Origin of the sequence: Micromonospora sp. NPDC049275 (genome assembly GCF_043197115.1) — a bacterium.
Taxonomy (GTDB): domain Bacteria; phylum Actinomycetota; class Actinomycetes; order Mycobacteriales; family Micromonosporaceae; genus Micromonospora.
In genome coordinates this window covers 59,461-78,495 of the sequence record NZ_JBICSN010000013.1, presented here as the reverse complement: position 1 = coordinate 78,495, position 19,035 = coordinate 59,461, and the positions used below count along the sequence as shown (strand labels likewise).

At 72.4% G+C, this 19,035-nt stretch carries 24 protein-coding genes; 9 read left to right on the top strand and 15 right to left on the bottom strand.

Going from position 1 to position 19,035, the window contains the following annotated elements; translation table 11 throughout:
* The first annotated feature begins 13 nt into the window (after nt 1-13).
* Entirely contained in the window at nt 14-1,021 is a 1,008-nt protein-coding gene (locus ACGFIE_RS27765; RefSeq protein WP_393299991.1) for a LacI family DNA-binding transcriptional regulator, read from the top strand.
* A 10-nt stretch (nt 1,022-1,031) separates the two neighbouring features.
* Here the strand turns inward: ACGFIE_RS27765 and ACGFIE_RS27760 are convergent, their stop codons facing one another.
* Entirely contained in the window at nt 1,032-1,622 is a 591-nt protein-coding gene (locus ACGFIE_RS27760; RefSeq protein ID WP_393299988.1) for a GNAT family N-acetyltransferase, read from the bottom strand.
* Nucleotides 1,623-1,743: 121 nt separating this feature from the next.
* On the opposite strand from ACGFIE_RS27760, the gene ACGFIE_RS27755 reads away from it, so the two are divergent.
* Together ACGFIE_RS27755 and ACGFIE_RS27750 are read left to right on the top strand one after the other, a co-directional pair.
* Complete coding sequence (locus ACGFIE_RS27755) at nt 1,744-2,157, top strand: RidA family protein (protein ID WP_393299985.1); 414 nt, start codon at nt 1,744-1,746, stop codon at nt 2,155-2,157.
* Between the two features lies 1 nt (nt 2,158).
* Entirely contained in the window at nt 2,159-3,055 is an 897-nt protein-coding gene (locus tag ACGFIE_RS27750; RefSeq protein WP_393299982.1) for a GNAT family N-acetyltransferase, read from the top strand.
* A gap of 136 nt (nt 3,056-3,191) precedes the next feature.
* On the opposite strand, the gene ACGFIE_RS27745 is transcribed toward ACGFIE_RS27750, so the two are convergent.
* Both ACGFIE_RS27745 and ACGFIE_RS27740 read right to left on the bottom strand, forming a co-directional pair.
* Nucleotides 3,192-3,713: an O-acetyl-ADP-ribose deacetylase gene (locus tag ACGFIE_RS27745; protein ID WP_393299980.1), complete on the bottom strand. Its 522-nt coding sequence runs from the start codon at nt 3,711-3,713 to the stop codon at nt 3,192-3,194.
* Nucleotide 3,714: 1 nt separating this feature from the next.
* Entirely contained in the window at nt 3,715-4,506 is a 792-nt protein-coding gene (locus ACGFIE_RS27740) for an EI24 domain-containing protein (protein WP_393299977.1), read from the bottom strand.
* A 66-nt stretch (nt 4,507-4,572) separates the two neighbouring features.
* Between ACGFIE_RS27740 and ACGFIE_RS27735 the strand changes: the two genes are divergently transcribed.
* The gene (locus ACGFIE_RS27735; RefSeq protein WP_393300163.1) at nt 4,573-5,568 is read left to right on the top strand and encodes a helix-turn-helix transcriptional regulator; all 996 of its coding nucleotides are present in this window, start codon (nt 4,573-4,575) and stop codon (nt 5,566-5,568) included.
* Here ACGFIE_RS27735 and ACGFIE_RS27730 read toward each other — a convergent pair.
* The 6 genes from ACGFIE_RS27730 to ACGFIE_RS27705 all read right to left on the bottom strand — a co-directional run bounded on the left by ACGFIE_RS27730 (nt 5,559) and on the right by ACGFIE_RS27705 (nt 9,914).
* A complete protein-coding gene (locus ACGFIE_RS27730; RefSeq protein ID WP_393299974.1) occupies nt 5,559-6,473 on the bottom strand; it encodes an SDR family oxidoreductase in 915 nt (304 codons plus the stop codon). The genes ACGFIE_RS27735 and ACGFIE_RS27730 overlap by 10 nt on opposite strands.
* Before the next feature lie 46 nt (nt 6,474-6,519).
* Nucleotides 6,520-7,257 (bottom strand): alanyl-tRNA editing protein, encoded by a 738-nt coding sequence (locus tag ACGFIE_RS27725; RefSeq protein WP_393299972.1) that lies wholly within the window; start codon nt 7,255-7,257, stop codon nt 6,520-6,522.
* Between the two features lie 11 nt (nt 7,258-7,268).
* On the bottom strand, nt 7,269-8,156 hold the full coding sequence (locus ACGFIE_RS27720; protein ID WP_363684551.1) for an alpha/beta hydrolase: 888 nt from the start codon (nt 8,154-8,156) through the stop codon (nt 7,269-7,271).
* Entirely contained in the window at nt 8,153-8,467 is a 315-nt protein-coding gene (locus tag ACGFIE_RS27715; protein ID WP_393299969.1) for a DUF2516 family protein, read from the bottom strand. Before ACGFIE_RS27715 ends, ACGFIE_RS27720 begins: the two co-directional genes overlap by 4 nt.
* A gap of 71 nt (nt 8,468-8,538) precedes the next feature.
* Nucleotides 8,539-9,240 carry a hypothetical protein gene (locus ACGFIE_RS27710; RefSeq protein ID WP_393299967.1) on the bottom strand — a complete coding sequence of 234 codons (702 nt, stop codon included), beginning with the start codon at nt 9,238-9,240 and terminating at the stop codon, nt 8,539-8,541.
* Entirely contained in the window at nt 9,237-9,914 is a 678-nt protein-coding gene (locus tag ACGFIE_RS27705) for a helix-turn-helix domain-containing protein (protein ID WP_393299964.1), read from the bottom strand. The genes ACGFIE_RS27710 and ACGFIE_RS27705 overlap by 4 nt, the downstream gene beginning before the upstream one ends.
* A gap of 112 nt (nt 9,915-10,026) precedes the next feature.
* Here ACGFIE_RS27705 and ACGFIE_RS27700 point away from each other — a divergent pair, with 112 nt between their 5' ends.
* The gene (locus ACGFIE_RS27700; protein WP_393299961.1) at nt 10,027-10,824 is read left to right on the top strand and encodes an alpha/beta fold hydrolase; all 798 of its coding nucleotides are present in this window, start codon (nt 10,027-10,029) and stop codon (nt 10,822-10,824) included.
* A gap of 68 nt (nt 10,825-10,892) precedes the next feature.
* Here the strand turns inward: ACGFIE_RS27700 and ACGFIE_RS27695 are convergent, their stop codons facing one another.
* The 4 genes from ACGFIE_RS27695 to ACGFIE_RS27680 form a co-directional block, all read right to left on the bottom strand.
* On the bottom strand, nt 10,893-11,852 hold the full coding sequence (locus ACGFIE_RS27695) for an asparaginase (RefSeq protein ID WP_393299959.1): 960 nt from the start codon (nt 11,850-11,852) through the stop codon (nt 10,893-10,895).
* A gap of 94 nt (nt 11,853-11,946) precedes the next feature.
* Nucleotides 11,947-12,774 carry a 3-keto-5-aminohexanoate cleavage protein gene (locus ACGFIE_RS27690; RefSeq protein ID WP_393299958.1) on the bottom strand — a complete coding sequence of 276 codons (828 nt, stop codon included), beginning with the start codon at nt 12,772-12,774 and terminating at the stop codon, nt 11,947-11,949.
* Between the two features lie 23 nt (nt 12,775-12,797).
* Nucleotides 12,798-13,910, bottom strand: coding sequence for a YgfZ/GcvT domain-containing protein (locus ACGFIE_RS27685; protein ID WP_393299955.1), 1,113 nt, complete (start codon nt 13,908-13,910; stop codon nt 12,798-12,800).
* On the bottom strand, nt 13,907-14,335 hold the full coding sequence (locus ACGFIE_RS27680; RefSeq protein ID WP_039907001.1) for a Fur family transcriptional regulator: 429 nt from the start codon (nt 14,333-14,335) through the stop codon (nt 13,907-13,909). Before ACGFIE_RS27680 ends, ACGFIE_RS27685 begins: the two co-directional genes overlap by 4 nt.
* Before the next feature lie 68 nt (nt 14,336-14,403).
* Here ACGFIE_RS27680 and ACGFIE_RS27675 point away from each other — a divergent pair, with 68 nt between their 5' ends.
* The gene (locus tag ACGFIE_RS27675) at nt 14,404-15,282 is read left to right on the top strand and encodes an aminotransferase class IV (protein ID WP_393299953.1); all 879 of its coding nucleotides are present in this window, start codon (nt 14,404-14,406) and stop codon (nt 15,280-15,282) included.
* A 29-nt stretch (nt 15,283-15,311) separates the two neighbouring features.
* Here the strand turns inward: ACGFIE_RS27675 and ACGFIE_RS27670 are convergent, their stop codons facing one another.
* Nucleotides 15,312-15,902, bottom strand: coding sequence for an FABP family protein (locus ACGFIE_RS27670; RefSeq protein ID WP_393299950.1), 591 nt, complete (start codon nt 15,900-15,902; stop codon nt 15,312-15,314).
* Nucleotides 15,903-16,016: 114 nt separating this feature from the next.
* Nucleotides 16,017-16,121, bottom strand: a complete 105-nt coding sequence (gene mtfM / locus ACGFIE_RS27665; protein WP_030327764.1) for a small membrane protein MtfM — start codon at nt 16,119-16,121, stop codon at nt 16,017-16,019.
* Between the two features lie 12 nt (nt 16,122-16,133).
* On the opposite strand from mtfM, the gene ACGFIE_RS27660 reads away from it, so the two are divergent.
* The 3 genes from ACGFIE_RS27660 to ACGFIE_RS27650 all read left to right on the top strand — a co-directional run bounded on the left by ACGFIE_RS27660 (nt 16,134) and on the right by ACGFIE_RS27650 (nt 19,022).
* Entirely contained in the window at nt 16,134-16,508 is a 375-nt protein-coding gene (locus ACGFIE_RS27660) for a DsrE family protein (RefSeq protein WP_393299947.1), read from the top strand.
* Between the two features lie 82 nt (nt 16,509-16,590).
* Entirely contained in the window at nt 16,591-16,971 is a 381-nt protein-coding gene (locus ACGFIE_RS27655) for an SCP2 sterol-binding domain-containing protein (RefSeq protein ID WP_393299944.1), read from the top strand.
* Nucleotides 16,968-19,022, top strand: coding sequence for a glycogen debranching N-terminal domain-containing protein (locus tag ACGFIE_RS27650; RefSeq protein WP_393299941.1), 2,055 nt, complete (start codon nt 16,968-16,970; stop codon nt 19,020-19,022). Before ACGFIE_RS27655 ends, ACGFIE_RS27650 begins: the two co-directional genes overlap by 4 nt.
* Nucleotides 19,023-19,035 lie beyond the last annotated feature (13 nt).

Below are 19,035 nucleotides of genomic sequence, written 5' to 3'. Positions count from 1 at the left end.
GGGGGAAGTCGCGATGACGACGGCGCAGCGACCGACGCTCGAGGCGGTGGCGGCCCGGGCCGGGGTGTCCCGGGCCACCGTCTCCCGAGTGGTCAACGGTTCCACCACCGTCGCCGAGCCCATCCGCGAGGCAGTCAACCGGGCGGTCGCCGAACTGGGGTACGTGCCCAACCTGGCCGCCCGCAGCCTCGTCACCCAGCGCACCGACTCGATCGCCCTGGTCATGCCGGAGGCCGCCACCCGGGTCTTCTCCGACGACCAGGTCTTTCCCGGCATCATCCGCGGCGTCAGCCAGGAGTTGGAGGCCGCCGACAAGCAACTGGTGCTGATGCTGGCCGGCTCACCGGCCGGGCACCAGCGGGTCGAGCGGTACACCACAGGTCGCCACGTCGACGGGGTGCTCTTCGCCTCGCTGCACGGCGCCGACCCGCTGCCCGGGACGCTGGCCCGGCTCGGCATCCCCGTGGTGGTGAGCGGTCGGCCGCTCGGCGACGTACCCGTGCCGTACGTCGACGTGGACCACGTCGGCGGGGTCACCGCCGCCGTCCGGCACCTGATCGACGGCGGTCGTCGGCGGATCGCCACCATCGCCGGCCCGCAGGACATGGTCGCCGGGATCGAACGGCTGATCGGCTACCGGGAGACGATGGACGCCGCCGGGCTGCCCGAGCTGATCGCCGTCGGCGACTTCACCCGGGAGTCCGGTGCGGCGGCGATGGACCGCCTGCTCACCGACCATCCCGACCTGGACGGCGTGTTCGCCGCCTCCGACCTGATGGCACACGCCGCCCTGCGCACCCTGCGCGCGGCCGGCCGGCGGGTGCCGGAGGACGTCGCGGTGATCGGCTTCGACGACATCGAGACCGCCGCCTACACCGAGCCGCCGCTGACCACCGTCCGGCAACCGATCGTGGAACTCGGCAGGCGGATGACCCAGCAACTGCTCCGGCTGGCCGCCGGGGAAACCATCGAGCCGGCGGTGATGCTTCCCACCGAGCTGATCCGTCGCGCCTCCGCCTGAGGGGTCCGGCTCAGCGCTCGGGGTTTCGCCGGTGGGTCGCCCACTCGGGCGCGAGGATCGACATCACCGTCGCGTCGATCCAGTCGTCGCCGTCGCGCAGGACCTGCCGCAGCACGCCCTCAACGACGAAGCCGACCTTCTCGTACACGCGCCGGGCCCGCGGGTTGAACGCGAACACCTCAAGCGCGATGCGGTGCAGGCCGAGACTCTCGAAGCCGTAGCCGACGACCAGGCGTACCGCCTCGGTGCCCAGACCGCGGTCGCGGCCCGCAGCCGTGAGCAGGGTACGGAAGTTGCAGCTCCGGTTGTCCGGATCCCAGTCGTTGAGGACCACCTCGCCGACGCAGGCCCCGGTTGCCCGATCCACGACGGCCAGGTCGAGTCGGTCGGTCTGGGCGTTGCGGCTGCCGTACCAGGAACGCGTCATCTCCTCGTCGGGAGCGTCCTCGGCCGGGCTGCCGGTCAGCCGAGCCACTTCCGGGTCGGCCACTGCCGCCAGGAAGGTGGCCACGTCGTCGTCGACGAACGGACGCAGGATCACCCGCTCTCCGGTGAGGGTCGGCTTGATCGAGAAATCACCGGTCTGCTGGTCGCTGGGCATCGACTGATCTTTGACAGGACGTCGGCCACAGTCAATGCGGTTTTCGGCCCCGACCAGCGGCGTCGAGGTCCGGCGCGTTAATGCGTCGCTCCGGCGGGCGATCTTGGCTAGCGTCGCCGGCATGCCGGATCCTGTCGCGTTGCTGCACGTCCCCGCCCTGTCCGACGTCGCCGAGTACGCGTACGCGGCCACCGTCGAACCAACCACCCGGCTGGTGTTCACCGCCGGCGCGTGCCCGCTGGACGCCGAGGGCCGTACGGTCGCGCCGGGCGACCACGCCGCCCAGGCCCGGCAGGTACTGGCGAACCTGGAGACCGCGCTCGGCGCGGCCGGCGCGCGGCTGACCGACGTCCTCAAGACCACCGTGTACGTGGCGTCGTCCCGGCAGGCGGACCTGGTGACGGTCTGGGAGGTGGTGCGGGACTTCTTCGGTGACCACGACCCGCCCAGCACACTGCTCGGGGTGGCCGTGCTCGGTTACACCGACCAGCTCGTCGAGGTCGAGGCCGTCGCCGCCGTACGGACGGGGGCCTGACATGCGGATCCGAGTGGCGCGGCCGGATGACGCCCCGGGTGTGGTGGCCCTGCGGGCGATCGTCTACCCGTACCTGGTGCGCGGCGTCGAGTCGACCCGGAAGATGATCGCCGAGCCGATACCGGGAAGGGGATGGGCCGCCTTCGTGGCCGAGGTCGACGCCCAGGTCGTCGGTTGGGTGACGGCCCAACGCAACGCCTCGACCTCGACGGCGAACTTCGGTGACATCACCCTCCTGCACGTCCACCCGGAGTACCGGCAGCGCGGCATCGGCAGCGCGCTGCTGTCGACCGCCACGGATCACCTCGCCCCCATGGGGATCCACCGGCTCCGGGGCTTCGCGCAGCCGGAGGCGCTGCCATTCGCTCGTCGGCGCGGCTACGAGCCCAGCCGCGAGCTGCGCTTCTCGGCACTCGACCTGGATCCGGCACCCGCGCTGCCCGACCCGCCGCCGGGCGTACGGCTGCGCCCGCTGGCGGACCTGGACCCGCACCTCCTGTACGAGGCGGACGTCGCCTCCGCGGTCGACGAGCCGGGCGATGTCCCGGTCGACGCGATGAGCTACGAGAGCTGGCTGTACGACGTCTGGGAGAACCTCGGCCTCGACAAGACGGCCAGCACCGCCGCCGAGGTCGACGGCGAGGTGGCCGCGTACAGCGTGGTGAAGCGGGACGGCGACCGGATGTGGTCGGACTACACCTGCAGCGTTCCGGCGTACCGGGGCCGAGGGCTGGCCCGACTGGCCAAAACGGCAGCACTGCACCGGGCCGCCGCCAACGGCGTACGCGTCGCGTACACCTCAAACGACGAGGCGAACGCGCCGATGCTCGCGATCAACGCCCGGCTGGGCTATCGCCCGGTCGCGGCCGAGTGGTCCTGCCTGGCCGACCTGACCTGACCTGACCTGAGGGCACCGTCCACCGGGCGGTACCCGCCGCCCGGACGGTGCCCACCGCCCAGTGCACGCCGAGATCTTGGACAGTTTCCGTTCGGCGAGAACGGAAACTGTCCAAGATCTGGAGGTGCCGCCGGCGTCAGGCGGCGGTGTCGTCGAACACCTGGCGCGCTGTGGCGTGGGTGTCGGCGCCGAAGAGGACCAGGCGGGCCTCGGTGACACTGGTCGGGGTGGCCGCCCGCAGTACCGTCAGCGCCTGGCGGACCGCGTCGTCGACCGGCCAGCCGTAGATGCCGGCGGAGATCAACGGGAAGGCCACCGTCGTCGCGCCCAGCTCGTCGGCCACCCGGAGGCTGTTGGCGTAGCAGTCCCGCAGCAGCGCCGAGCGGTCCTCCCCGCCAGACCAGACCGGCCCGACGGTGTGGATGACCCAGCGGGCCGGTAGTTCCCCGGCAGTGGTCGCCACCGCCTGGCCGGTGGGCAGGCCCCGGCCGTAGCGGGACGCCCGCAGCGCCCGACACTCGGCGAGGATCGCCGGTCCGCCCCGCCGGTGGATCGCACCGTCGACACCACCGCCGCCCAGCAGTGACGAGTTCGCGGCGTTCACCACGGCGTCGACCCGCTGGACGGTGATGTCCCCCTCGACCAGGGTGATCTCCATGTCAGCTCTCCTCGATCGACTGGCCCAACGAGCGACGGGCCAGCAGGGTGGCACCGGCCACCGCAGCCGGCATGATCAGCACCGCGCCGAGCGGGATGAGGAAGCACAGGAAGACCGCCACCCCGAAGCCGAGCGCCATGGGTCGGTCCGCCTTGAGGATCGTCCGGCGCTGCGGCAGGCGCATCCCCCGCCTGTAGAACGGCGCTCCGACCAGCTCCACGGCCAGGAACCAGCCACCCACCGCCGCCCCGATCACCGGGACGACCGTCTGACCGACCACCGGGATGAAGCCGGCGAGGAAGAGTGGGATGCCGACAAGCGCCGTGAGGGCCAGCAGACGTACCGAGTCGGCGAGGCTGCGGCGCAGGGACGACCAGAACGGCACGTCCACGGCGTCCGTGGTGCCGCCGAGCCGTTCCTCGACCCGCTCGGAGATCTTCTCGTAGAACGGATCACCGATGACCAGGGTGACCGCGGTGAACCCGAGGACACCGAGCAGGCCACCGAGCCCCAGGAAGGCCAGGCCGGCGACTACCCGGACCAGGCTGCGCGCGCTGCTCGACCAGTTGTCGGCGAACGGGGTGACAAGCGCGGCGAGGTCGTCCACGAAGTACACAAGGGTGGCGAGCGCGGCCACGAAGAGCGCACCGGAGATCAGCGCCGGTATCAGGCCGAGCAGCATCAGCCCCGGGCTGCGGACGTAGAGGCCCAGCCCGCGCAGGAGCAGCCTGACCCCGAGGAAGAAGCGTCCGACGGCCCCGGTCACCGGGCTGGCGATTCTGCTGGCGTCCACGATCCAGCAGCCTAACCAGCGTTGATCGAATCCGCCGGGCAGCGCGCCACCGGGCAGGATGGGCGGGTGCGCGCGTCCCGGCTGATCTCTCTGCTGCTGCTGTTGCAGTCGCGCGGGTCGATGACGGCGGGCGAGCTGGCACGGGAGCTGGAGGTCTCCGAGCGGACCGTCTACCGGGACGTGCTGGCGCTCTCCGCCGCCGGGGTGCCGGTGTACGCCGACCGGGGCCGCGCCGGCGGCTACCGGTTGCTCGGCGGCTACCGGACCCGGTTGACCGGACTGACCCGCGACGAGGCGGAGGCGCTCTTCCTCGCCGGGCTGCCCGGGCCGGCCGGCGAGATGGGGCTCGCCGACGCCGTCGCGTCCGCCGAGCTGAAGGTGCTCGCCGCGCTGCCGCCGGCGCTGCGCGACGCGCCGGTCCGCGCCGGGCAACGGTTCCACCTGGACGTGCCGGGCTGGTTCCGGGAGGCCGGGCCGCCGCAGTGGCTGGCCGAGCTGGCCCGTGCGGTCTGGGCAGACCGGGTGGTGGAGTTGCGCTACCGACGCGGCGACCGGGAGGTGACCCGCCGGGTGCAGCCGTACGGGCTGGTGCTCAAGAACGGGGTCTGGTATCTGGTCGGCCGGATCGGCGACGACGCGCGCACCTACCGGGTGGACCGGGTGACAGGTGTCGAGGTGGGCGAGGAGCACTTCGAGCGGAACGAGGGCTTCGACCTGGCGGGGCACTGGCGGGAGCAGGCCACCGCGTTCCTGCGGACCATGCTGCGGGCCGAGGTGACCGTCCGGCTCAGCGCCGCCGGCCTGCGCCAGCTCCGACACCTGGTCGATGCCCCCCATGTGTACGACGAGGTGGTCGCCGCCGCGAGCGAACCGGACGAGCAGGGCTGGGTGGTGGCCCAGCTGCCCGTCGAGTCGGTCGACGTCGCGTACGCCCAGTTGCTGGCGCTGGGCCCGGAGGTGGAGGCGCTCGACCCGCCGGAGCTGCGCGCACGGATGGCGGACGCGGCCCGCCGGGCCGCCGCACGCTACGGCGGGCCGGCAGGCCGAGCGGGTCAGCGGTAGCCGGTGACGTCCGCCGGCTTGCCCGCGTCGACCACCTCGGTGATGTAGCGGAAACCCTCCGGTTGGCTGCCGTCGACGTCGGTGAAGCCGTACACCTTGGACAGGGTGCCGGCGTCGACGGATCTGCCGCTCCAGCGGGCCTTCTCCTCGTCGGCGGCGAGCGCGGCCACCGCCCGGCCGACGAAGGCCGGGGTCTCCGAGATGAGGAAGTTCGGGTCGGTGGCGGCACCGTCGCGCCAGTTCTCCTCGGTCACGCCGAAGTGCTCCAGCATCGCCTCGGAACGGATCCAGCCGGGAGTGAGCGCCACGGCCGTGCAGCCGTGCGGCTTCAGCTCGTGCGCCTGGCTGAAGGCGAGCCGGTTGACCGAGACCTTGGCCAGGTCGTAGAAGACCGACAGCCGGTAGTTCTCGTCGTTGTACGCCTTGGTGCCGTCGCCCATCTCCACCACCAGACCGCCGGGCTTGCGAATCAGCAGCGGCAGGGCGAAGTGGCTGGTGATGATGTGCGTGTCGACGGCCAGCCGCAGGGTGCGGAAACCCGCCTCCAGCGGCTGCTCCCAGACCGGCTTGTCCCAGGTCACCAGGGGGTCGCCACCCCAGATGTCGTTGACCAGCACGTCGAGTCGGCCCTGCTCGGCGTCGATCCGGGCGACGAGGTCACCGACCTGCTCCGGCACCAGGTGATCGACCCGAACGGCGATGCCGGTGCCGCCGGCCTCGGTGACCAGCTCGGCGGTCTCCTCGATGGTCTCCGGGCGGTCCATCTCCGAACGGCCGGCGCGGCTGCTGCGACCGGTGGCGTACACGGTGGCGCCTGCGGCACCCAACTGGACCGCGATCTGTCGACCGGCACCCCGCGTGGCGCCGGCGACGAGCGCGATCTTTCCTGCGAGCGGTTGTGTCATGCCTCGAAGGCTGTCAGCGATACCTGACAACCATCGTCCGAATTTGTCAGTCCACCAACCGGACGCGGACCCGACGGTTGGCCCGGCCCTTGCTCTCCACCTTGACCACCTGCACCTTGCCGATCTGGGCGGTGGACGCGACATGGGTGCCGCCGTCGGCCTGGACGTCCAACCCGACGATGTCAACGATTCGGACCTCCTGCTCGTCCGGCGGGATGAGGTTGGACTGGGTACGGATGATGTCCGGAAGGGCAAGCGCCTCGGTGCGCGGCAGCACACGCGTGGCGACCGAGCGGTCGGCTGCCACCTCGGCGTTTACCAGCTCCTCGATGCGGCTCTTGAAGTCCGGGGGAACCTCGGGGAGGTTGAAGTCCATCCGGGCCTCGCCCGGTTCCATCGAGTTGCCCGTCACCAGCGCGCCGAAGTCGCGGAACACCACACCGCAGAGCACGTGCAGCCCAGAGTGCGTACGCATCAGACGGGTGCGGCGCTCGTCCTCCACCGCGCCGACGACAGCGGTGCCGACCGGCGGCAGCGGGTCACCCTCGGCGGGGATCAGGTACGGGTCGTCGCCCTTGCGGGTGCCGACGATCCGGGTCTGCACGCCCTGCCAGAGCAGCACGCCGTGATCCGGCGGTTGGCCGCCGCCGCCCGGGTAGAACGCCGAGCGGTCCAACACGATGCCCTGCTCCGGGTCGGCGTGCAGGACCGTGCAGGTCCATTCGCGCAGGGTCGGGTCGGCGAGGTCCAGCCGGTGCGTCCGGCCATGCTGTGTGACGCCCATGACAGGGCAGATTACTCGTTCAGGAAGCCGGAGATGCGCTCCCGCAGGTCGGCGCGCTCCGACCAGAGCACCCCTGGCCGGTCGTACACATGCAGGGTGGCCTGGGGCAGCGCGGCGGCGAGCTGCTCGGCGACCTCGACCGGGTGCAGGTCGTCGCCCGCGCAGCCGATCACCAGGGCCGGCGCGGTGACCGCCGCCAGGGCGGACGCGTCGCGCAGCGGCGCCTGCTCCGCGAGCGTGGCCAACCCGTCGGCCAGACCGTCGCGGAGCAGTTGGTCGAGCCGCTGTCGCAGGTACGCCCAACCGGCCGGCGTGTTACGGACCGCGGTCGGGAGCTCCAACGAGACGACGTCGGCGACAGCCGAGGCCTCGCCGCTCTCGACGGCCTCCAGCAGGGCGGTGATCCGGCCGTGGGCGACCGGGCCGCGTGGCTGGTCGAGGACCGCCGGCAGGAAGAACACCAGTTTCTCGAAGCGCTCCGGGCTCTCGGCCAGCAGGCGGCACAGTGCGCCCGCGCCGAGGCTCGCCCCGAACGCCCGGCTGGCGCCGCCGAGATCCGCGATGGCCCGCAGGTCCCGAGCGAGGTCGAGGTAGGTCCACGGGCCGGCCGGAGCCTCCGAGCGGCCGTGACCTCGGAACTGGAAGAACACCCGGCGACCGGTCACCCCGCTGCCGAACGGACGTGTCGTGGCGATCCCGTTGCCCAGCCCGTGCGCGAACACGGTGACCGGGTCACCGATGCCGGTGACCAGGCGCTCCAACTCCACGCCGTGCGGGGTGGCGACCAGCTCGGTCTCCGGCTCGGGCAGCGCGGGGCGGCCGGTACGCGGCCCGCCCGGGCCCGGCCCCCAGGTGCGGGGGCCGCTGTCGGGTGGAGGCGGCCAGCGGAAACCTCTCACCAGAAGCCTTTGCCGTCACTGAGGTCGCGGAGACCGACCCGGACGTCGAGCAGATAGATGAGCGCGGCGGCGATGCCGATCAGTCCGAAGAAGCTGATCGGGCCACGGCTGAGCAGGATCAGCACGAGGCAGACCGCCAGGATGGCGATCCAGCCACCCTTGGGCAGCGTGCCGATGGCGGAGAATGCGTCGGAGCGCTGCGTGATGGCGTGCACCAGCGCGACACCCTGAATGATCAGCGCGAAGACGAGCAGGATCAGCTCGATCACGTAACGGACTTCGAACGCGAAGATCGGCGCGGCGTTGGCCATGCCGGCAAGTTTATGTCGACGACCCCGACTACGTCCGACAAGGACGCCGTCGGGATCGTCGACACGCCGAACTACTCGGCCGCCGGGCGGGTCCGCTTGGTGGCCCGGGGCAGCTTGGCCGACGGGGTCTCGGCCGGCGTGGCGGCCTTCGCCCGCGCCGCCTTCTTGACGGCGGCCGGCTTGGCCTCGGCGATCTCGGCAACCTCGGCCGGGCTCGGCACCTCCGCCGGGGCCGTCGTCCCAGCCGGGGCCGTGGTCGCAGCCGGGGCCGTCGTCGCGGCGGGCGCGGCCTGGGTGGCCTCGATGTCGGCGTTTACCGTCTCGGCGGCCTCCAGCACGCCGGCACCGACGACCCGCTCGCCACGGGCCACCAGCGCGCCGTACGCGGCGAATGCCCGTTCCTGCGCGGCCTGGGCACCGGCGACGACCACTGCGGCGTTGCGGGTCGCGGCGGCCCGCAGCTTGTCGATGTCGGCGACCTCGCGCAGCTTGGCCAGGTCGGCCGACTCGCGCAGCTTGGTCAGGTCCAGCTCGGCCTGCGCGCGGCCGCGCAGGGTGCCGGCGGTCTCGTTGGCGGTACGCAGCGTCTCGGTGGCCTTCTGGCGCAGCTCGAAGCCGGTCAGCACGGCCCGACCGCCCAGGTCGGCAACGACCCGGGTGCCGTGCACACCGACGACCGCGGGCAGCTTGCGCAGCTGCTCGAGGGCCAGTTCGGCGGCACCGGCGGCGGCGTAGATCGGGGCGGGGATGCGATTGGTCTTCGGCTCGGTCATGACGTCTCCTCCTCGGCCGCCTCGGCGGCCTTCCGGACCGCCGGTCCGGCGGCCTTCTTCTCGGGGGTGCTGGTGCTGCTCTTCTGGGGGGTGCGGGTGCTGCTCGGGGCGGGGGTGCCGCCCGCCTCGGTGACGGCGACCGACTCGAGCACGGCCTCGGTGGGAGTGCCGCCAGCGGTGGTGGGGCCGGTCGCGGCCAGATTGGCCACGTCGGCCGGCTCGTCGGCCACGTCGGTCGGGGTGGTCACCCCGGCCGCTCCGGCGGTGGCGGGACTGTCGGCGGCCGGGCTTCCAGCGGCGGCGCCCTCGGCGGCGGCCTGGGCTTCGGAGAGCCGCGCGTTCTCCCGGCGGAACGTCTCGTAGATCTGGCTGAGTGACTGCTTCTGAGCCATCGTGAGGTCGGCGTCCACCGCGATGGCGGCGAGCACGCCGTGGCCCTCCTTGTCGTCGAGCAGCCCGGCCCGCAGGTACATCGCCGGGGTCGAGACCCGCAGCGCGCTGGCCAGTTGCTGGAGCACCTCGGCGCTGGGCTTGCGCAGCCCGCGCTCGATCTGGCTGAGGTACGGGTTGCTGACCCCCGCCTGCTCGGCGAGCTGCCGCAGCGAGATCTTGGCGTTGCGCCGCAGATCGCGGATGAACCCGCCGACGTCGGGAAGGTCCTTGGGTGTGGCCATGCCGCCGACGCTAGTGCGCCCTGCTAGCTCCTGCAAGCAAAATGCTTGCCAGAGTTAGCAAGGTCTCAGCATCCCGTTTGCGTGCCGCTCGCCGGATCCGTACGGTCCGTTGGTGCACAAGATCACAGTCAACGGAGCACTTTTCGCGTACGACGAGGCCGGCACCGGTTCACCAGTCGTGCTGCTGCACGCCGGCATCGCGGACCGGCGGATGTGGCGGGGCGTCGTGCCGGCGCTCGCCGCCCGACACCGGGTGATCGTCCCGGACCTGCGCGGGTACGGAGACTCCGAGCTGCCCCCGGCACCATTCGCGCACCACGACGACGTGATCGGCCTGCTGGACGCCCTCGACGTGCCCCGGGCGGCGCTGGTCGGCTGCTCCTTCGGCGGGTCGGTCGCCGTCGACACCGCGCTCGCGCACCCGGACCGGGTGACCACGCTCGCCCTCTTCGACACGGCGGTCTCCGGCAACGAGTGGTCCGAGGAGGCCAACGACCTCTGGGACGACCTGGTCGGCGAGGTCGACCCGGACGACTTCGTCGCCGGAGCGGCCGGTGAGGTGCGGTTCTGGGTGGTCGGCCCAGGCCGCCAGCCGGCCGACGTCGACCCCGAACTGCTGGCGTTCGCCCAGGAGATGGACCAGCGCGCCCTGGCCGCCGAACTGGCGCTGGGCGCGGTCGAGGTGGAAGAGCTGACGCCACCGGCGATCGGCCGCCTCGGCGAGCTGAAGATGCCCGTCCTGGTCACCGCGGGTGCCGCCGACGTACCGGACATCAGCCGGCTCGCCGACCGGATCGCCGCCGAGGCCCCTCACGCGACGCGGCTGCCAGACGTGCCGGACGCCGCGCACCTGCTGCCACTGGAGCGTCCCGAAGCGGTCGCCACCGCCCTGCTCGACTTCCTGAGCTGAACGCAGGGCCGTCGCGGCGGGCGACGCGGCGCGGCCGGGTCAGCGGCGCGGCCGGGTGGGCGGCCGGGTCACCAGAGTGGGCGGACAGCCCCGACCGGAACGCCACCGCCGAAGAGTGGCACCTCGGCGTACTCGGCCAGCACCGGCGCGTCCACGCCGAGCCGGCGCAGCGCGGAGACCAGCACCGGCATCCGGGCCCGGTCGGCCCCGTCGTCGATCTTCAGGGCCACCGCGCCGACTCCCGGCAACGCCACCGCGATCACGCCCTCGGCACCGACCTTGGCCAGCAGGCCCGGCACACCGCGCATGAGCCGGGTGTCGTCGGCCTGGGTACCACCGACGATCTCCGGGTGGGCCCGCATGGCGTCCGCCACGGCGCGCGGCGCCGAGCCGGGCTCGGCGTCGACAAGCCGGAGGTACGCCCCGGCCAGGCCGGTCAGCGACACCGCGAGCACCGGGGCGCCGCAACCGTCCACGCCCACCGCCGCGGCCTGCTCGCCGGTGAACTCCTCGATGGCCGCCCGCAACCCCTGCTGCAACGGATGCTCCGGCCGCCAGTAACCGTCCCGTGGCCAGCCGGCGGCCTCGCAGGTCAGCAGCATTCCGCTGTGCTTGCCGGAGCAGTTCATCTGCACCCGGCTCGGCCCGCCCCCGGCCCGTAGCACCGCCTCCCGGGCCGCCGCGCCCACCGGCAGGTCGGGAGGGCAGTGCAGTGCCGAGGCGTCCAGCCCGGCCCGGCCGAGGAGCGCGCCGACCCGGGACAGGTGAAAGTCCTCCCCCGCGTGGCTGGCCGAGACCAACGCCAGGTCGGCCGGGTCGGTGAGCGTCAGGCCGGCGCGGAGCATCCCGATCGCCTGCATCGGCTTGCTGGCCGAGCGCGGAAAGATCGGCGCGGTCACGTCACCGGCGGTAGCCAGCGACTTCCCGGTGGCGTCCAGCACCACCACCGAGCCCCGGTGCCCGCCCTCCACGAACCCGGACCGGACCACCTCGGCGAGCGGCACGCCGCCCTCGTACGTCTTCGTCACCCGCTGGACGGTACCGACGGCCCGGGGGTGCCCGACGGCGGGGTGACCAGGGGGTCCACCGCCCGGGTGACAGGAGCGCGGAACCGACCCGGCCTTACAGCCCGAGCAGCGCGCGAGCCTCGGTGGTGGTCAGCGGCGGGCGCTGGGCGAGTTGGGCGAAACCGACCGCGCGGGCGACCAACTGCATGTTGGACTCGACCGGGCGGCCCTTGGCGTACGTCACCGTGTCCTCCATGCCGACCCGCAGGTGTCCGCCGGCCGACAGCGAGGCCAGCAGCACCGGGATCGTGCTGCGGCCGATACCGGTGGCCGAGAAGGTGGTGCCCGCGGGCAGGTCCGCGAGCATCCGGTGGGCGGCGACGAGCGTCTCGGTGGTGCCCGGCATGCCGCCCGGCACCCCCATCACGAAGTCGACGTGCACGTGCCCGCCGGCCGGCAGCCCGTACCTGCCGAGCAGCCGCTGCAACGCGGACAGGTGGCCGAGGTCGAAGATCTCGTACTCCGGCACGATGCCGCGCTCCTGCATCCGGGTGTGCAGGTCGACGATGAACTCCCAGCGGTTGAGGAAGACGTCGTCGCCGAAGTTGACAGTGCCCATCGTGCAGGAGGCCATGTCCGGACCGGCATCGAGCACAGCGAGCCGGGACGCCTCCGGGTCGGTCACCGCGCCACCGGAGGAGAGCTGCACGATCAGGTCGGTGCTCTCCCGCAGTGCCGCCACCGTCTCGGCCAGCCGGGCCGGGTCGAGGGTCGGCCGTGCCTCGTCGTCGCGGATGTGGACGTGGATCACGGCGGCGCCGAGCGCCTCGCACTCCTTGGCGGTGAGCAGCAGCTCATCCAGGGTCACCGGCAGCGCCGGCACCTCCGCCTTGGCCGACTCCGCGCCGGTCGGGGCCACCGTGATCAACGTCCCTGTCGTCATGCCGGCGATCCTAGACGCCGCGCTCAGGACGGGTCGATCGCCGCCGCGGTCTCGCCGATCATCAGCGCGGCGTCGTCCGGGACGTTCCGCTTCAGGACGGCGAGGGCCACCTGACCCAGCTCGTGGTGCAGCACCGCGGTGCCGACGAAGCCCACCGCCCGGCCGTCGAGGGTCACCGGCGTACCGGCGGCCGGCGGCTGGTCGGTGGTGATCCCGTCCAGGTGCAGCAGTACGAGGCGACGCGGCGGCCGGCCCATGTTGTGCACGCGGGCCACCGTCTCCTGACCTCGGTAACAGCCCTTGTCCAGGTGCACCGCCGGGCCGATGAGGTCCACCTCGGCCGGGATGGTCCGGTGGTCGGTGTCCACCCCGACCCGGGGCTGGCGGGCGGCAACCCGGATCGCCTCGTACGCCCAGAGGCCCGCGACCGGCACGCCCGCGCCGCGCAGCTCCGCCACCACCTGCTCCATCGCCGAGCGGGGGACCAGCAGGTCCACCCCGAGGACGCCACGTCGCGCCCAGCCGCCGATCGGCAGCGGTTTGACGTCGTACCGGATGCTCGCTCGGGGCGGCACGGCCCCGGCGGCGAACTTCGGACCCGGCACCGCGATCAGGTCCGGTGCGGCCAGCCCGGTCACGCCGAGCGTGCCCAGCGCCTCCGTCGCCGCCGGGCCGACCAACGACAACAGTGCCCGCTCGGCCGTCGCGTCGCGCGGGTCGACCCTGGTGAAGAACCGCATCTTCTCCAGGTACGCGAGCAGACCCTCGGTCGCCCCCGGCTCGGTGTCCAGCCAGGTGGTCTCGCCGTCCTCGGCGACCAGGGCGTGCTGCTCGACGTGCCCGTGCGGGGAGAGAACCAGCAGTTCGGTGCCGTCGCCGGCGGCCAGCGCGCTCAGGTGCTGCGAGGTGATCGTGTGCAGCCAGTTGGCCCGTTCCTCGCCGGGCACCGCGATGATCCCCCGGTGCGACCGGTCGACCAGGCCGACCTCGGTGTCCAGGATGCGCTGCTCCCGCAGCGGGTCGCCGTAGTGCGCGGCCACCCCCCGCACCCCGGCCGCGACGTGCGCCGGGGCCGGCTGGTCGCGGCTGGCCTCGTCGATACTCTCGACGGCCACCGCGCCCGCGATGTCGATCATTTGTGATCCCCGTTCTCGCAGCGGTCGCAGACGCCGAAGAGTGACACGTGCCCGATGTCCACCCGGAAGCCCCGCTGCGCTGCCAACTGGTCGGCGAGAGGCCGGAGCAGCTCCGGATCGATCTCGTCGATCGCGCCGCACTCCCGACACACCAGGTGGACGTGTTGGTGCTCACCCGCCGCGTGGTAGGTCGGCGAACCGTGCGAGAGATGGGTGTGGGTCACCAGGCCGAGCCGTTCCAGCAGCTCCAGCGTGCGGTAGATGGTGGTGATGTTGACGCCGGCGGCGACCTCCCGGACGGCGGTGTGCACCTGCTCCGGGGTGGCGTGACCCAGATCGAGCACGGCCTGGAGGACGAGCTGCCGCTGGGCCGTCAGCCGCAGCCCACGGGCCCGGAGCATTTCCGCGAGGGAGGATTCGGACACCGTCCGATCATAGTTCGGCTGCCGTGGCTGCCCCCGCCGCGCGACGGCCGTCGCTACCCTCGATCCTCATGGCGACGTCCTGCACCGGGCCGGCCCCGGTCGGCCCGACCGCGCGGATCGCCGTGCTCGGGCACGACACGGTCCCGGCCACCGAGCCGGTGGTACGCGGCGACGACCGTGGCGTCCTGCACGGCGACGGACTCTTCGAGAGCATGCACCTGCGCCAGGGCCGCCCGTGGCTGCGTGACGAGCACCTGGCCCGGCTGGCCGCGTCGGCCGCCGCCATCGACCTGCCACTGCCCCCCACGGCCGCGCTGACCGAGCTGCTCGACGCGGTCTGCGCCGGCTGGCCGGCACGGGTCGAGGGGGCCCTGCGGCTGGTCTGCACCCGGGGTCCGGAGGCCGGCGAGCCGACGGTCTACGCCACGCTGAGCGAGGTGCCGGCGGCGGCGCGGAGGGCGCGACGGGACGGGATCAGCGTGGCCATCCTGCCGCTGGGGGTGCCCGCCACCGCCCGCGCCGAGTTGACCTGGCTGCCTACCGGGATCAAGTCCACCTCGTACGCCGTCAACAGCGCCGCCCGCCGCTGGGCGCGCGGCAACGGGGTGGACGACGTGCTCTGGGTCTCCTCCGACGGGTACGCCCTGGAGGGGCCCACGGCCAGCGTGGTGTGGCTCACCGGCGACACGCTCGGCACGGTGCCGGCCGCCACCACCGGCATCCTGCCCGGCACGACCGTCGCCTGGCTGCTCGCCCACGCCGACGAGCTGGGCCTGAGCGCCGCCGAACGGATGGCCACCCCCGCCGAGCTGCACGCCGCCGACGGGGTGTGGTTCGCCTCCTCGGTACGCGGGCTCACCGAGGTCCACACCCTGGACGGGGTGCGCAGGGACCGTTGCCCGCGCACCCCCGACCTGCAAGCGCTGCTGGGTTTCCCCGTCGTCTGAGCCTCCGCCGCCGACCCGGACGGTGCGCCTCAGCCGCCGACCCGGACGAGCCGGGCCGAGAGGTGCGGGCTGAGTGGGTGACCCATCGCCGCCATATCCTGGGCGTAGAGCAGCGCGCCCTCGACGATGCCGAAGAGGCGGCGCCCACCGGTGACCTCCTTGGCGGTCGCCGTCCGGACCACCGCGTCGGTGGCGAACTCGACCTGGGTGCCGGTGCGCTTGCCGAGGTGCAGCTCCATCACCCCGGTGGGCGTCGTGAGCAGGGCCTCCAGCTCGTCGGTCGCGCGACCGTCCACCAGCACCGGTCGCCACCAACCGACCTCACGCCCGGCCGGGCGGACGGGCCTGCTCTGCTCGTCGAGGATCCAGGCGCGCGACTCGTAGTGCAGGAACGGTCGGCCGTCGTGGCTGATCCGGATCTCCTGCCCGTAGTCGAAGTCCTCGATGGTGGGGAAGCCACCCTTGCCTCGACCGCGCCACAGACCGATGTACGGCAGCAGGCCGTCCAGCGCCGGGTGCAGCTTCGGGCCGACCCGCAGGTCGTGACTCTCCTCGAACGGGTACTCCTCGACCGGCGGCGCGTTCAGCCACGGTGGCTGCAGCGGGTTCTCGTCGCTCACGAGACCACCTTCGTTCGCGACTGCGGGGCTCGCAGGCCCGGCTCACTCCTCGCGCTCACCGTGCCGCCTTCGTTCGCGACTGCGGGGCTCGCAGGCCCGGCTCACTCCTCGCGCTCACCAACGTCCCCTCGAAATGCGTACGGCCAGGTAGACCAGGCCGCCGGCGAGTCCGCCCAGGCCGGCGACCAGCAGGCTGACGAACCCGATCTCGGTAACCATCGTGGCCATCCTATGCTGGGCCTCATGGCCCGCTCACTCGTCGTCAAGGTCACCGCCGGGGCGGACGCCCCGGAGCGGTGCGCGCAGGCGTTCACCGTCGCCGCCACGGCGGTCGCGGCCGGCGTGGACGTCTCGCTCTGGCTGACCGGGGAGTCGACCTGGTTCGCGTTGCCCGGCCGCGCCCAGGAGTTCGAGCTACCGCACTCCGCGCCGCTGGCCGAGCTGCTGCACGTCATTCTGACCAGCGCTCGGGTCACCGCCTGCACCCAGTGCGCGGCCCGGCGGGACATCGGCCCGGACGACGTACTGCCCGGTGTGCGGATCGCGGGCGCCGCGGCCTTCGTCGAGGAGGCGTTGGCCGAGGGCGCACAGGCGCTGGTCTACTGACCCCCGCGACACCTCCGGGCGACGGCGAACGCGGAGTACGGATACCGACCCGACATCTCGGACGGCTGCCTACGATTCGGATGTGACCGAGGCGACGGAGAGGTTCTTCGAATCACTGCCGACGCGTGCCCCCGCCGTCCTGGGCGGCCTGGTCACCGGGACCCTCCAGGTCGATCTCGACACCGACCACCGGACCGAGCACTGGCTGGTCCGGATGCGGCCGGGGGCGGTGCAGGCCAGCCGCGAGCGGGGCCCGGCCGACGCCATCTGGTACAGCAGCTCGACCCTGTTCGACAGGCTGATCAGCGGAGAAGCTCAGGCGCTCGCGGCGACGCTGCGCAACGAGAGCACCTTCAGCGGTGACGTGGCGCTCTTCCTGGCCTTCCGCCGATTCTTCCCGAGCCCGCCCGGCACCCGCGACCCCCGCGAGGTGGCCCGGGAGGCAGTCGGGCGGCCGACGTGAAGGACCTCGTCAGCATCCTGGACGGCAACACCTTCCTGGTCAGTGACCGTCGCGGAGACATCGAGCCATCCTTCGCCTTCCCGACCGGCCTGTTCTCCTTCGACACGCGTTTTCTGTCCAGTTGGGTGCTCACCCTCAACGGCGAGCGCCTGCACGCCCTCTCCGTCGACGACAGCGAGTCGTACCGGACGACGTTCTTCCTCGCCCCCGGAGAACCCACCCACTACCTGGACGCCAAGGTGTCGGTGATCCGCAGCCGAGCGATCGGGGGCAGCTTCGACGAGGAGCTGACCGTGCTCAACCACGCCGGCGAGGAGGTCGACTTCACCGTACGGCTCGAGATGGGCAGCGACTTCGCCGACCTGTTCGAGATCAAGCACGCCCGGGAGAAGGTGGGCCGGACGACAGTCACGGTGACCGACGACGAGCTGCGGTTGACGTACCGGCGGGAGGCGTTCCACCGGGAGACGCTGGTCCGCTCCACGGTGCCGGCGCAGGTCGACACCGCGGGGATGACCTTCCGGGTCCGGATCGGCAGCAACAGCGAATGGACCACCCGGCTGCACATCTCCACAGTCGTCTACGGCGCGCGGGGCGAGGACATCCGGGCCACCCTGCCGTACGCGGGCAGCCGTGGCGCGGACGCCATCCGCGCCGAACAGCAGCAGCTTGTCAACCGGGCGCCGAAGCTCGGCTGTGACTGCGAGCCGCTGGCCGGGGCGTACCGGCGAAGCCTCAGCGACCTGGCCGCGCTCCGCTACGAGTCGATCACCCTGGGCGTACGGCTGATCGCCGCCGGGCTGCCGTGGTTCATGACCCTGTTCGGTCGGGACAGCATCATCACCTCGTTGCAGGTGCTGCCGTTCCTGCCGGAAATGATCCCGCCGACGCTCCTCATGCTGGCCGGTCTCCAGGGGCACCGGGTGGACGACTTCCGGGACGAGGAACCCGGCAAGATCCTGCACGAGCTGCGGTACGGCGAGACCGCAGGCTTCGAGGAGCAGCCGCACTCGCCGTACTACGGAGCGGCCGACTCGACGCCGCTGTTCGTCATCCTGATCGACGAGTACGAGCGGTGGACCGGCGACACCGCGCTGGTCAAGCGGCTGGAGCCGCACGTCCGAGCGGCGCTGGAGTGGATCGACACGTACGGCGACCTGCTCGGCACCGGCTACCTCTGGTATCGGACGCGCAACCCGGAGACCGGGTTGCAGAACCAGTGCTGGAAGGACTCCTGGGATTCCATTTCGTACGCCGACGGCCGGATGCCGGGCTTCCCCCGGGCCACCTGCGAGTTGCAGGGCTACGCGTACGACGCGAAGGTCCGGGCCGCCCGGCTGGCCCGGAAGGTCTGGAACGACCCGGCGTACGCCGACCGGTTGGAGCGGGAGGCGGCGGCGCTCAAGCAGCGGTTCAACCACGACTTCTGGATCGCCGACCGGGAGTACTACGCGCTCGCCCTGGACGCCGACGGTCGACAGGTGGACGCGCTGACGTCGAACATCGGGCACCTGCTGTGGAGCGGGATCGTGGACGAGTCCCGGGCCGGCGCGGTGGTCGAACACCTGCTCGGGCCACGACTCTTCTCCGGCTGGGGGGTGCGGACCCTCGCCGAGGGCGAGGGTCGGTACAACCCGATCGGCTACCACGTGGGCACCGTCTGGCCGTTCGACAACTCGATCATCGCCTGGGGCCTGGGCCGGTACGGCTACCGGGACGAGGCCGGGCGGATCTGCGACGCGATGCTCGCGGCGTCCCGCTACTTCGGCGGGCGGCTACCGGAGGCGTTCGCCGGCTACGCCCGCAGCCGCACCGGCTACCCGGTGGAGTATCCGACCGCGTGCAGCCCGCAGGCCTGGTCGAGCGGCACTCCGCTGCTGTTGTTGCGGGTGATGCTCGGGTTGGAGCCGCAGGGCGAGCACCTGATCATCGATCCGGCCGTGCCACCGGGCATGGGGCGGGTGGAGCTGCTGGACATTCCCGGTCGGTGGGGCCACGTGGACGCGTTGGGTCGCAGCCGCGGTCCGCAGGATCAGGAGGCGGACGGCTGACCCCGACGCGACG